The 12705-nt window shown below is 73.9% G+C and carries 14 protein-coding genes; 9 read left to right on the top strand and 5 right to left on the bottom strand.

The features are described 5' to 3' along the window. Positions 1-36: 36 nt before the first annotated feature. From ACGFT2_RS32285 to lgt, 9 genes are all read left to right on the top strand, one after another. Complete coding sequence (locus tag ACGFT2_RS32285) at positions 37-675, top strand: TIGR02234 family membrane protein (RefSeq protein ID WP_393285324.1); 639 nt, start codon at positions 37-39, stop codon at positions 673-675. A 203-nt stretch (positions 676-878) separates the two neighbouring features. Continuing rightward, on the top strand, positions 879-1136 hold the full coding sequence (locus ACGFT2_RS32280) for an HGxxPAAW family protein (protein ID WP_393285321.1): 258 nt from the start codon (positions 879-881) through the stop codon (positions 1134-1136). Positions 1137-1369: 233 nt separating this feature from the next. Beyond that, a complete protein-coding gene (locus ACGFT2_RS32275; RefSeq protein WP_393285318.1) occupies positions 1370-1822 on the top strand; it encodes a DUF2752 domain-containing protein in 453 nt (150 codons plus the stop codon). A 136-nt stretch (positions 1823-1958) separates the two neighbouring features. Continuing rightward, the gene (gene trpC, locus ACGFT2_RS32270; RefSeq protein ID WP_393285315.1) at positions 1959-2768 is read left to right on the top strand and encodes an indole-3-glycerol phosphate synthase TrpC; all 810 of its coding nucleotides are present in this window, start codon (positions 1959-1961) and stop codon (positions 2766-2768) included. A gap of 22 nt (positions 2769-2790) precedes the next feature. Beyond that, on the top strand, positions 2791-2997 hold the full coding sequence (gene trpM / locus ACGFT2_RS32265) for a tryptophan biosynthesis modulator TrpM (RefSeq protein ID WP_393285313.1): 207 nt from the start codon (positions 2791-2793) through the stop codon (positions 2995-2997). Between the two features lie 68 nt (positions 2998-3065). After that, positions 3066-4349, top strand: coding sequence for a tryptophan synthase subunit beta (trpB, locus tag ACGFT2_RS32260; protein ID WP_393285310.1), 1284 nt, complete (start codon positions 3066-3068; stop codon positions 4347-4349). Beyond that, positions 4346-5164, top strand: coding sequence for a tryptophan synthase subunit alpha (gene trpA / locus ACGFT2_RS32255; protein WP_393285307.1), 819 nt, complete (start codon positions 4346-4348; stop codon positions 5162-5164). Before trpB ends, trpA begins: the two co-directional genes overlap by 4 nt. A gap of 107 nt (positions 5165-5271) precedes the next feature. Beyond that, a complete protein-coding gene (locus ACGFT2_RS32250; protein ID WP_393285304.1) occupies positions 5272-6045 on the top strand; it encodes a DsbA family protein in 774 nt (257 codons plus the stop codon). A gap of 85 nt (positions 6046-6130) precedes the next feature. Continuing rightward, on the top strand, positions 6131-7159 hold the full coding sequence (gene lgt / locus ACGFT2_RS32245) for a prolipoprotein diacylglyceryl transferase (RefSeq protein WP_393285301.1): 1029 nt from the start codon (positions 6131-6133) through the stop codon (positions 7157-7159). 76 nt (positions 7160-7235) lie between these two features. Here lgt and ACGFT2_RS32240 read toward each other — a convergent pair whose 3' ends face one another. Genes ACGFT2_RS32240 through ACGFT2_RS32220 form a run of 5 tightly spaced genes read right to left on the bottom strand, consistent with a single transcriptional unit; the run spans position 7236 to position 12697 of the window. Continuing rightward, positions 7236-8048, bottom strand: coding sequence for an HpcH/HpaI aldolase/citrate lyase family protein (locus ACGFT2_RS32240; RefSeq protein WP_393285298.1), 813 nt, complete (start codon positions 8046-8048; stop codon positions 7236-7238). Next, on the bottom strand, positions 8045-9250 hold the full coding sequence (locus ACGFT2_RS32235; RefSeq protein WP_393285295.1) for a CaiB/BaiF CoA transferase family protein: 1206 nt from the start codon (positions 9248-9250) through the stop codon (positions 8045-8047). Before ACGFT2_RS32235 ends, ACGFT2_RS32240 begins: the two co-directional genes overlap by 4 nt. Next, positions 9247-10140 (bottom strand): ribokinase, encoded by an 894-nt coding sequence (gene rbsK, locus ACGFT2_RS32230; protein ID WP_393285292.1) that lies wholly within the window; start codon positions 10138-10140, stop codon positions 9247-9249. The genes ACGFT2_RS32235 and rbsK overlap by 4 nt, the downstream gene beginning before the upstream one ends. Next, entirely contained in the window at positions 10137-11498 is a 1362-nt protein-coding gene (locus ACGFT2_RS32225; RefSeq protein WP_393285289.1) for an ADP-ribosylglycohydrolase family protein, read from the bottom strand. The genes rbsK and ACGFT2_RS32225 overlap by 4 nt, the downstream gene beginning before the upstream one ends. After that, complete coding sequence (locus ACGFT2_RS32220) at positions 11486-12697, bottom strand: ADP-ribosylglycohydrolase family protein (RefSeq protein ID WP_393285286.1); 1212 nt, start codon at positions 12695-12697, stop codon at positions 11486-11488. The genes ACGFT2_RS32225 and ACGFT2_RS32220 overlap by 13 nt, the downstream gene beginning before the upstream one ends. Between the last annotated feature and the right edge of the window lie 8 nt (positions 12698-12705).

Below are 12705 nucleotides of genomic sequence, written 5' to 3'. Positions count from 1 at the left end.
GCCCCGGGTGACACTTCGCCCGGGGTTCAGGCGATAGTGGAGTACGTGACTGCTGTTCCGCACCCTCGTTCCGAAGCCGACGCACCCGCCCGGTCCGGCCGGCGCAGCCTCGCCGTGGCCCTCCTGTGCGGTGCCCTCGGCGCGGCCGTGGCGCTGCTCGCCACCCGGCAACGCTGGGCGGAGGGGACCGCGACGGTCGCCGGTGGCGCGTTCCCGCTGACCGTGAAGGGCAGCGACGTCACCGGCGTCCCCGCGGCCCTCGCCATAGTGGGCCTCGCCGCGCTCGTCGCCGTCTTCGCCGTCCGCAGGGCCGGCCGCCTCCTGGTCGCCGCCCTCCTCGCGCTCTCCGGGGCCGGCATCGCCCTCGCCGCCGTCGCGGCCGCCACCGACAGCTCCGCGCTGGACCAGCGGGCGGCCGAGGTCAGCGGCGACACCTCCGCCACGGTCGGCGCGCTCAGCCACACGGGCTGGCCGTACGTCGCGGCCGTCGGCGGCGTCCTGATCCTGATCGCCGGCCTGCTCGCGCTGCGCTACGGCAGTATGTGGCCCGCCATGTCCGGCCGCTACGAGCGCGGCGCCGAGCGCCCCCGCCGCAAGGCCCGGCCGGTCGACCCGGAGCGCCCCGAGGAGATCTGGAAGGCCCTGGACCGGGGCGAGGACCCGACCGGGGCCTGAGCGGTTCGCCGAACGGGCCGGCCCGGGCGACGGGTGTACGGTCCGCGCGGGTGGTGTGGCGAAACAGACGCCACCCCCGCGTCCGGCGGGCGTGCGCGTACGGGACAATGGACGGCGAACGTCCGGCTCGGACGGTGACGGGCGGGCCCGGAACCCGTACGCACACGTACTTCGACACGTACACAGCAACGAGGAGCAAAGTCATGGCGGGCAGCAGCCACGGTCACACCCCGGCCGCCTGGACCGGCGTCACCATCGCCTTCATCGGTTTCTGCGTCTCGGGCGCGTTCATGGTGATGGCCCAGCCCGTCGGCTTCTGGGCCGGCATGGTGATCGTGGTCCTCGGCGGTGTCGTCGGCATGATCATGCGTGCCATGGGTCTCGGTCAGCCGAAGCAGGAGCGTGCACTCCCGCACCAGGCTCCCGTCGCGACCCCCGAGCCGGCCGGCGCCAAGGGCTGACCCCCGCGGCACCCCAGGTTTCCCCGAAGGGCGGCCCGGCATCCACAGGGATGCGGGGCCGCCCTTCGCCGTGTGCCGGGCCGCGCACCCGCCGGGCCCTCGTGCCGGCCCCGCGCGTGTGCCCCGGCCCGTGGGCCCCGTGATTCAGGTGGCCTGACGGCACGGCCGCTGTCTCGTGCACCGTCGGCTGTTCCCGGCGCGCGTGCGGCCGGGCGGCGGGGCAGAATGCCGGCGTGAACGCCGACAGCCGCACGGTCCCACCGCCGACTCCCCGCCCGGCCCCGGCCGCCCCGGTGTGGCGGCGGCTCGCCGTTCCGGCCGGCCTGTTCACGGCCGCCGCCGCGGCCTTCGCGTACGTCGGCGCCGTCGACCCCGGTGAACCCGGCCACTACCCCGTCTGCCCCCTGTACCGCCTCACCGGCCTGTACTGCCCCGGGTGCGGCGGGCTGCGCAGCGCGCACGCCTTCGTCCACGGCGACCTCCTCGCCGCCCTGCGGGACAACGCGGCGGGTGTGGCCGGCTATCTGGTCTGCGCGGTGCTGTGGACCGTCTGGGTGATCCGTGCGGTACGGGGCCGGCCGGCCCGGCTCGACCTCGGACCGGCACAGCTGTGGGTGACCGGTGCGCTGCTGCTGGCCTTCACCGTGGTCCGCAACCTTCCGGCCGGAAGCTGGCTGCACCCCTGACCGGCCGGGCGAAATGTCCAGGTGGTGGGACCGCCCGCCACCGGATGCGAGGCCTTCGCGCTCCTGCGGATACCATCGCAGTGACTGCGGGTTCTCCAAACCCGAAGGAAACACCGCCAGGAAGGGGGCCGCTCGCGTGAGTGTGCTCGACGAGATCATCGACGGAGTCCGTGCCGACCTCGCGGAGCGGCAGACACGCGTGAGCCTCGACGAGCTCAAGGAGCGCGCGGCCCAGGCCCCCGCCGCCAAGGACGGGGTGGCCGCCCTCAAGGGCGACGGCGTCAAGGTGATCTGCGAGGTCAAGCGCTCCAGCCCCTCCAAGGGCGCGCTGGCCGCGATCGCCGACCCGGCCGGACTGGCCGCGGACTACGAGGCGGGCGGCGCGGCCGTCATCTCCGTCCTCACCGAACAGCGCCGCTTCGGCGGCTCGCTGGCCGACCTGGAGGCGGTCCGCGCGCGCGTGGACATCCCGGTCCTGCGCAAGGACTTCATCGTCACGTCGTACCAGCTGTGGGAGGCCCGGGCGTACGGAGCCGACCTCGCGCTGCTGATCGTGGCCGCCCTCGACCAGCCGGCCCTGGAGTCGCTGATCGAGCGTGCCGTGTCCATCGGGCTCACCCCGCTCGTCGAGGTGCACGACGAGGACGAGGTCGAGCGGGCCGTGGACGCGGGCGCCAAGATCATCGGTATCAACGCGCGCAACCTGAAGACGCTGGAGGTCGACCGCGGCACGTTCGAGCGGGTCGCCCCGGAGATCCCGGAGGGCGTCGTCACGGTGGCCGAGTCCGGGGTGCGCGGACCGCACGACCTGATCGCCTACGCCAACGCCGGCGCCGACGCGGTGCTGGTCGGCGAGTCGCTGGTCACCGGCCGCGACCCGAAGGCGGCGGTGGCCGACCTGGTGGCCGCGGGCGAGCACCCGGCACTCCGGCACGGGCGCGGCTGACCCCCCGCTAGGCTTGGTCACGATGACTCCCACCATGACGACCGTGGACCGGTACGCCCGCCTCGCGCGCGGCTGCCGGCCGCGGGGCTGCCGCGCCCCGGCGAGGCGCGTCCACGGCCGTCGTGTGCGGTACGTCATCGGCGACGAACCCGGGCAGGTGAACGGTCGCCGATGGCAGCGCGCCCCGAGGGGGCGCGGGGAACTGCGCGGCCGGCCGCACACCACCTGAGGCCGTTCGACATCCTCCGCCCCACGGCGATCCGTGTTCTTCTTCCGCACTCACCGTGAGGTTTCCGCATGCCCAGCGAGTTCTTCATCCCGGACCCGGAGGGTCACATCCCCAGCGCCGAGGGCTACTTCGGCGCGTTCGGCGGCAAGTTCATCCCGGAGGCCCTCGTCGCCGCCGTGGACGAGGTGGCCGTCGAGTACGACAAGGCCAAGCACGACCCGGAGTTCGCCCGCGAGCTGGACGACCTGCTGGTCAACTACACCGGCCGCCCCAGCTCCCTCACCGAGGTGCCCCGGTTCGCCGAACACGCCGGTGGTGCCCGGGTCTTCCTCAAGCGCGAGGACCTCAACCACACCGGCTCCCACAAGATCAACAACGTGCTCGGCCAGGCCCTCCTCACCAGGCGCATGGGCAAGACGCGGGTCATCGCCGAGACCGGCGCCGGACAGCACGGCGTCGCGACCGCCACCGCCTGCGCGCTCTTCGGCCTCGACTGCACCATCTACATGGGCGAGATCGACACCGAGCGCCAGGCCCTGAACGTGGCCCGCATGCGCATGCTCGGCGCCGAGGTCGTCGCCGTGAAGTCCGGCAGCCGCACCCTGAAGGACGCCATCAACGAGGCGTTCCGCGACTGGGTCGCCAACGTCGACCGCACCCACTACCTGTTCGGCACCGTCGCCGGCCCGCACCCCTTCCCGGCCATGGTCCGCGACTTCCACCGGGTCATCGGCGTCGAGGCCCGTCGCCAGCTGCTCGAACGGGCCGGCCGCCTCCCGGACGCGGCCATCGCCTGCGTCGGCGGCGGCTCCAACGCCATCGGCCTCTTCCACGCCTTCATCCCCGACACGGGCGTCCGGCTCATCGGCTGCGAGCCCGCGGGCCACGGCATCGAGACCGGCGAGCACGCGGCCACCCTGACCGCGGGCGAGCCCGGCATCCTGCACGGCTCCCGCTCCTACGTCCTGCAGGACGACGAGGGCCAGATCACCGAGCCGTACTCGATCTCGGCGGGCCTGGACTACCCGGGCATCGGCCCCGAGCACTCCTTCCTGAAGGACTCCGGCCGCGGCGAGTACCGCGCGGTCACCGACGACGCCGCCATGCAGGCCTTGCGCCTGCTGTCCCGCACTGAGGGCATCATTCCGGCCATCGAGAGCGCCCACGCCCTGGCCGGCGCCCTGGAGGTCGGCAAGGAGCTGGGCAAGGACGGCCTGATCGTCGTCAACCTGTCCGGCCGTGGCGACAAGGACATGGACACCGCCGCCCGTTACTTCGGCCTGTACGACACCGACGCCGAGGTGGCCGCCGACGCGGCCGACACCGCCGAGATCGAGGGGGACGCCAAGTGAGCGGGAACATCCAGCTGTTGACGGACACCCTCGCGGCCGCCAAGGCCGAGGGCCGGTCCGCCCTCATCGCCTACCTGCCGGCCGGCTTCCCCACGGTGGACGGCGGCATCGAGACGATCAAGGCCGTCTTCGACGGCGGCGCCGACGTCGTCGAGGTCGGCCTGCCGCACAGCGACCCGGTCCTGGACGGACCGGTCATCCAGACCGCCGACGACATCGCCCTGCGCGGCGGTGTCAGAATCGCGGACGTCATGCGCACGGTCCGGGAGGCCCACGAGGCCACCGGCAAGCCCGTGCTCGTCATGACGTACTGGAACCCCATCGACCGCTACGGCGTCGAGCGCTTCACCGCCGAGCTGGCCGAGGCGGGCGGCGCGGGCTGCATCCTGCCCGACCTGCCGGTCCAGGAGTCGGCCCTGTGGCGGGAGCACGCCGACAAGCACGGCCTCGCCACCGTCTTCGTCGTCGCCCCCAGCAGCAGGGACGAGCGGCTCGCCCAGATCACCGCGGCGGGCAGCGGCTTCGTCTACGCGGCCTCGCTGATGGGCGTCACCGGCACCCGCGAGTCGGTCGGCACGCAGGCCCAGGACCTGGTCGAGCGCACCCGTGGCACCGGCACCGCGCTGCCCGTCTGCGTCGGGCTCGGCGTCTCCGACGCGGCCCAGGCCGCCGAGGTCGCCGGCTTCGCCGACGGCGTCATCGTCGGCTCGGCGTTCGTCAAGCGGATGCTGGACGCCCCGGACCACGCCTCGGGCCTCGCGGAGGTCCGCCGGCTCGCCGGTGAGCTGGCGAAGGGCGTGCGCGGCCAGGCCTGACCGGCGGTGACCATCCGCAGCCGTTCACGACGGAGGATCCGGTCACTCGAACGGGTGGACCTCGGACCGGGGAGGCGCGCTGCGCCGCCCCGGTTCGTTCTGGGGGTGTGAGCGAGAACAACCGTGACGGAAAGCGCACGGCCCGGGAACGGATGACGGTCGAGCGCGAGAAGCAGAAGGCCGCGGAGAAGCGCCGGCGCACGCTGATCGTGGGCGCGAGCGTCGTCTGCGTCCTCGGCCTCGCGGCGGTGATCGGCGTGGTCGCCGCCAACGCCGGCAAGGACAAGGGGAGCAGCGCGGGCCCGGTCGTGGCGCCCTCGGGCGCGCAGGGCAAGGACAGCCTCGCCATCCCGGTGGGCAAGGACGGCGCCAAGTCCACGCTCACCGTCTGGGAGGACTTCCGCTGCCCGGCCTGCCAGGCCTTCGAGGCGGCGTACCGGCCGACGCTCCACGAACTGACCGACGCCGGCAAGCTCAGAGTCGAGTACCACCTCGTCCGCCTGATCGACGGCAACCTCGGCGGCAGCGGCTCCCTGCGCGCGGCCAACGCCGCCGCCTGTGCCCAGGACGCCGGTAGGTTCCGCGACTACCACGACGTGCTGTACGCGAACCAGCCCAAGGAGACCGACGACGCCTTCGGCAGCGACGCCAGGCTGATCGAGCTGGCCGGCAAGGTGAAGGGCCTGGACACGCCCGCCTTCCGGAAGTGCGTGAAGGACGGCACCCACGACAACTGGGTGGACAAGTCCCACAAGGCCTTCAAGTCCGGCAACTTCTCCGGCACGCCGACGGTCCTGCTGGGCGGCAAGAACATCTACCAGGACCAGACGATGACCCCGGCCAAGCTCAAGCAGATGGTGGAGGACGCCGACAAGCGGTGAGCGTGTTTCCCGCGCCTCCCGTTATGGACCCGTAGCCGGGCTGCTTGCGGTCCCCGTGGCCCGGCACGGTAGCGTCGGACCTGCCATGGAACTTGCCTACATTCCCAGCCCGTCGCACGGGGTGCAGTATCTCGGCCCCATCCCGCTGCGCGGCTACGCCTTCTGCATCATCATCGGCGTCTTCTTCGCCGTCTGGCTCGGCAACAAGCGCTGGATCGCCCGCGGCGGACGGTCCGGGACGGTCGCCGACATCGCGGTCTGGGCCGTGCCGTTCGGCCTGGTCGGCGGCCGGCTCTACCACGTGATCACGGACTACGAGCTGTACTTCAGCGAGGGCCGTGACTGGGTGGACGCCTTCAAGGTATGGGAGGGCGGCCTGGGCATCTGGGGCGCCATCGCGCTCGGCGCCCTGGGCGCCTGGATCGGCGCGCGCCGCCGGGGCGTCCCGATGCCCGCGTACGCCGACGCCGTCGCGCCGGGCATCGCCTTCGCGCAGGCCATCGGCCGGTGGGGCAACTGGTTCAACCAGGAGCTGTACGGCCGGGAGACGCATGTCCCCTGGGCGCTGCACATCACCTCCGCCGAGGGCGGCCGGGTGCCGGGCTACTACCACCCGACGTTCCTCTACGAGTCCCTGTGGTGCATCGGTGTCGGCCTCCTCGTCATCTGGGCCGACCGCCGCTTCGAGCTGGGCCACGGCCGGGCCTTCGCCCTGTACGTCGCCGCGTACTGCGTGGGCCGCGGCTGGATCGAGTACATGCGCGTGGACGACGCCCACCACATCCTCGGTCTCCGGCTGAACGACTGGACCGCGCTGATCGTCTTCCTGCTCGCCGTGACCTACATCGTGGTCTCCGCCGGGAAGCGGCCGGGACGCGAAGCGGTGGTGGAGCGGGGAGTGCCCGACGCCACTTCCGGCGGTCCGGCCGACGAGGTCTCCGGTGGCCCGGCCGACGGCGCCGAGAGCGACGGGAGCGCCGGGAGCGCCACCGAGGCGAGGGCCGAGGACGGGTCCGCAGCCGAGAAGACGGAGCAGCCGGAGGACGCCGGGAAGCCGGAGAACGCCGAGAAGGTGGAGGACGAGGCCGCCGAGTCGGCTGCGAAGAGGAGCTGACCTGCGCCGATGCGACACCGAGGGCGCCCGGGACGACCCGGGCGCCCTCGTCGTGCCGGGGCGACCGCCCGACCGGTCAGCGCCGGTGGGCCAGTGACAGGGTCCGCCGGGCCGCCGTGACCACCGCCGCGTCGACGAAGCGGCCGTCGGGGAGGGCCTGGGCACCCTGCTCCTCCGCCGCCGCCTTGATGATCGTCTCGGCCTGCTCGATCTCCGCCGGGGTGGGCAGATAGGCCCGTTCGATGACCGGAAGCTGCCGGGGATGGATCGCGGCACGCCCCAGGAAGCCGAGGGCACGTCCGCGGGCGCAGGACGCGGCGAGGCCGTCCAGGTCGCGGATGTCGGGATGGACGGACTGGGACGGCGGGGCGAGACCCGCCGCGCGGGCGGCGACGACCACCCGCGAGCGCGGCCCGTCGAGCCCCGCGTCGGCCCGCAGGCCCAGGTCGGCCCTGAGGTCCGCCTCGCCGAGGGAGATGCCCCGCAGCGACGGGTGGGCACCGGCGATCGCATAGGCGTGCTCGATGCCGAGAGCCGACTCCAGCAGCGCGTACAGGGGGAGCGGGGTGGCCACCGCGACCTGCCTGATCTGGCCGGGCGAGGTCACCTTCGGCAGCCGTAGCCCGGACAGGCCCGGCAGCGTGGCCAGTGCCGCGAGGTCCGCGGCCGCCCACGGGGTGTCCAGGGCGTTGACGCGGACGTGCACCGGGACCGGCTGGGGCGAGCGGAGCAGGTCGGCCGTGGCGGTGCGGGCGTAGTCCTTGCGGTCCGGGGCGACCGCGTCCTCCAGGTCGATCACCACCGTGTCGGCGCCCGCGGCCAGCGCCTTGGCCACCACGTGCGGCCGGTCGCCGGGGGCGTAGAGCCAGGTCAGCGGGAACCGGGTCACAGGGCGCCCTCCGCGCGCAGGGCGGCGATGTCGGCCGGGCCGAGGCCCAGTTCGCCCAGGACGGCGTCCGTGTCGGCGCCGTGCGGGCGGCCGGCCCAGCGGATCGCGCCGGGCGTGGCGGAGAGCCGGAAGAGGACGTTCTGCATGCGCAGCGGTCCCAGCTCCGGATCGCTCACGGTGGTGACGGTGTCCAGGGCCTGGTACTGGGGGTCCGCGAAGACGTCCCGGACGTCCTGCACCGGGGCCGCGGCCGCCTCCGCCTTCTCGAAGGCCGCCAGCACCTCGGCGCGGGTGCGGGCGGCGATCCAGGAGCCGACCGCCTCGTCCAGCACGTCGGCGTGCGCGGCCCGCTCCACGCCCGTGGCGAACCACGGTTCCCCGGCCAGTTCCGGGCGGCCCACCAGCCGCATCACCCGCTCGGCCACCGACTGAGCTGAGGTCGAGACGGCGATCCAGGCGCCGTCGGCGGTGCGGTAGGTGTTGCGCGGGGCGTTGTTCGCGGACCGGTTGCCGGTGCGCTCCTGCACATGGCCGAGCTGGTCGTACCAGGTCGGCTGGGGGCCGAGCACCGACAGGATCGGCTCGATGATCGCCATGTCGACCACCTGCCCGGTGCCGGTGCGCTCCCGCGCGGCCAGTGCCGTCAGCACGGCGTAGGCGGTCGCCAGGCCCGCGACGGAGTCCGCGAGCCCGAAGGGCGGCAGCGTCGGAGGCGCGTCCGGCTCCCCGGTCATGGCGGCGAAACCGCTCATCGCCTCGGCGAGCGTGCCGAAGCCCGGGCGGTGGGCGTACGGACCGAACTGGCCGAAGGCGGTGACCCGGGCCAGGATCAGCCGCGGGTTGGCCGCGGACAGTTCGTCCCAGCCTAGGTCCCATCTCTCCAGGGTTCCGGGGCGGAAGTTCTCGATCACCACGTCGGCGGTGGCGGCGAGCCGGAGGAGGGTCCCGCGGCCGCCGGGCGTGGACAGGTCGAGGGTGATGGTGCGCTTGTTGCGGCCGAGCACCTTCCACCACAGGCCGACGCCCTGCCGGGCGGGTCCGTGGCCGCGCGAGGGATCGGGGCGGCGGGGATGCTCGACCTTGATCACCTCGGCGCCGAAGTCGCCGAGCAGGGTCGCGGACAGCGGGCCCGCGAACAGCGTCGCGAGGTCCAGCACCCGCAGACCGGCGAGGGCCGGGGGCGTATCCGCCGGCGTGCTCATGCGGTGCACTGGTCGTCGATCTCCGGGCGGTACGGCATCGACACCGACGCCCCGGCCCGCTGCACGGAGATCGCCGCCGCCGCGGACGCCCAGGACAGCGCCTCCCGTACCGGTTTCTCCTCGGCCAGGGCCACCGCCAGCGCCCCGGCGAAGGTGTCGCCCGCTCCCGTGGAGTCGACGGCGGTCACCCGGGGGGCGGGGACGACGAGCGGTTCGGTGCCCCGGGCCAGGTACAGGCTGCCGGTCGCGCCCAGGGTGACCACGACCTGCGGCACCAGGTCCAGCAGGGCCGCCGCCGCCTCGCGCGGGTCGGTGCGGCCGGTGAGGGTGACCGCCTCGTACTCGTTGGGCAGCAACAGATCGGTGGCGGCGAGCAGTTCGGGCGGCAGCGGCCGCGCCGGGGCCGGGGTGAGGACCGTACGGATGCCGTGCCGGCGGGCCGCCTCCGCGCCCGCGACGACCGCGGCGAGCGGGATCTCCAGCTGGAGCAGCAGGGCGTCGGCGGAGGCGATCAGGCCCTCGTCGCCGGGGGAGAGGTGGTCGACCGTGCCGTTCGCGCCGGGGATGACGACGATGGAGTTGCCGCCCTCGTCGTCCACCACGATGTGCGCGGTGCCGGAGGGGCCCTCGACGGTGCGCAGGAAGTCGGTGTCCACGCCGGAGTGTTCCAGTGTGTCGCGCAGGCGCACGCCGAAGGCGTCGTTGCCGACCGCGCCGATCATCGAGACGGTCGCACCGGCACGGGCGGCGGCGATCGCCTGGTTGGCGCCCTTGCCGCCGGGGATCGTGCGGAACTCCCGGCCGGTCACGGTCTCGCCGCGCTGCGGGGCCTTCGCGACGTAGGTGACGAGGTCCATGTTGGTGCTGCCGAGGACGGCGATGTGAGTCATGTGCGGGTCGCCTCCAGGTGGGTGAGGTGGGCGAGGGAGTCGAAGCCGGTGCCGTCGAAGTCGGCGACGGTGCTGGCGAGCCGGTTCTTCAGCGGGGCCCGCAGGTGGTCGGGCAGCGCGTGGGGCGTGCCGGCGAGGAGGCCGGCGATGCTGCCGGCCGTGGCGCCGTTGGAGTCGGTGTCCCAGCCGCCCGACACCGCACGGCAGACGGAGCCGGCGAAGTCGCCGTCCGCGTGGGTGAGGGCGGCGGCGATCAGGGCGGTGTTGGGGACGGCGTGGACCCAGTGGTGGGCCGGTTCGTAGAGGGCGTGCAGGGTGTCCACGACGTCGTCGAAGTCCTCGGTCGACCGGGCAAGCCGGACGGCGTGGTCGACCGCCTTCGCCAGCCGGGAGCGGGGCGGGAGCACCGTGCTGCCGGTGCGGAGGCAGGCGTGGACGTCGTGGGTCCCGGTGGCGGCGGTGGCGATGACGGCGGCCGTGAACATGGCCGCGTACACGCCGTTGGCGGTGTGGGTCAGGACGGCGTCGCGGTGCGCCTGGCCGGCGGCGGTCCCCGGGTCGCCCGGGTTGGTCCAGCCGTGCACGTCGGCGCGGATCAGGGCGCCGATCCACTCGCGGAACGGGTTGCGGTGGCGTGCCGTGTACGGGGGTTCGACCCCGTTGAGGAGGTTGCGCTGGGCGATGCGCTCGGCGGTGAAGGTGCGGCCGGGCGGGAGTTCCTCCAGCCAGAGGCGGGCCACGTCCGTGGTGGTGAAGGACCTTCCGTGGCGCTGCAGGAGCAGGAGGTTGAGCAGGGGGTAGTTCAGGTCGTCGTCCTCCGGCATGCCGTCGATGTTCTCGGCGAGGGAGGTCGGCGCCGAGCGGCGGTTCCACGGGTACTCCTCCAGGAGGGACCCGGGGACGCCCTTGGCGGTGAAGTAGGTGGTGAGGGGCCAGTTGCCGGTGGCCCGGGCGAGGGCACGGACGCCCTCCAGGGGGAGCTTCTCGACCGGCTTGCCCAGCAGGCAGCCGACGGCCCGGCCCAGCCAGGCGGCCTCCAGGGCGGCCGGGGCGAGCGGAGCGCCGAGCCGTACGGTGGGCCAGTCGGGACACGCGGCCCTGATCCGGGCCAGGTCCGTCGGCTCGTCCTCGGCCAGCCCGCTGGGCAGGTCGGCCAGTTCGTCCAGCAGGTCCTCGGCCAGCAGGCGCAGGTAGCGGGACACGCGGTGGGCGGAGGCTCCCGCCCGCTGCGGGGCGTCGGGGCCGCCCGCCGCCCGCCATCTCGCCTCGATCGCCGAGGGCTCCCGGCCGTCCAGGCGGGCCTGGCGCAGTTCGTGGCCCAGGAGGTCCTCCGGCTGGACCCAGGTCAGCCGGAGCACGGGCGGCCTCCGAGTGCGCTGAACGCCCGCTCGTGGGCGCGCCTGCGGCGCACGTCCCGTTCGAAGATCTCGCGGGTCACCGTGGCCAGCGTGCGGGCCGGCTCCCAGAGGTCCAGCCGGCTCGCCTCCGCGACCGTCTTCGCCCAGTCCTCGGGCACGGGTGCGCCGAGGGCGCCGGCGAGGGCACCGGCCATCGTGGCGATCGAGTCGCAGTCACGGCCGTAGTTGACCGAACCGAGGACGGCGTGCCGAAAGTCGCCGCCGGCGACCAGCAACATGCCGAGGGCGATGGGGAGTTCCTCGATGGAGTGCAGACGGGAGGGGCGGCGGGCGGCGAGCGAGGGGGAGCGGTAGTCCGGGCCGACCGTGTCGTACGGGGCCACCGCCGCGCGCAGCGGACCGAGCGCCGATTCGAAGTCCCGGTGGCGCGCGGCGACTTCGCAGACCGCCTCGATCGCCGCGCGGGTGCCGTCCTTGGCCAGCGACAGACAGGCGGTGACGACCGAGTCCGGGGTCGCACCCGGGGTGGCGGCGGCGGCCACGGCCGCGGCGAAGACACCGGCCGCCTCGCGGCCGTACGACGACTGGTGCGCACCGGCGACGTCCAGCGCCTCGGCGTAGGCGGCGGCCGGCCCGGCCGCGTTGACCAGGCCGACGGGCGCCATGTACATCGCCGCGCCGCAGTTGACGATGTTGCCGACGCCCGCCTCCCGGGGGTCGACGTGACCGTAGGCGAGCCGGGCAACCAGCCACTTCTCGGCGAGGAAGACGCGGTGCAGGGGCAGCGTCTCGGTCTGCAGTTCCGGGATCCAGCGGGGGTTGGTCATCAGGTCCGGGACCAGGTGGCCGGCGATCGCGTAGGCGTCGAGGTGGTCGCGGACGCGTTCGTAGACGCGGATCAGCGCGTGTGTCATCAACGTGTCGTCGGTGACGTGTCCGTCGCCCTTGTGGTACGGCGCGATGGGGCGGGCGGTGCGCCAGTCGTCGCCGTGCCAGGGCCCGACGACGCCGTGGATCCGGCCGCCGTGGCGCTCCGCGATCTGGTCGGGGGAGTAGCCCTCGACCGGGCCGCCGAGGGCGTCGCCGACGGCGGCCCCGACCAGGGCGCCGGTGATCCGCTCGTCGAGCGTGGGCGGAGGCGGGCCGCCGCTCTCTTCTCCCGTGACCTCTTCAGGCACTTTGGGTTCTTCGGGCGTCATATCCCGAA

Origin of the sequence: Streptomyces sp. NPDC048514 (assembly GCF_043199955.1) — a bacterium.
Lineage (GTDB): Bacteria > Actinomycetota > Actinomycetes > Streptomycetales > Streptomycetaceae > Streptomyces.
Note: the sequence above shows the minus strand (reverse complement) of the source record. Positions and strands in the feature narration are given on the sequence as shown.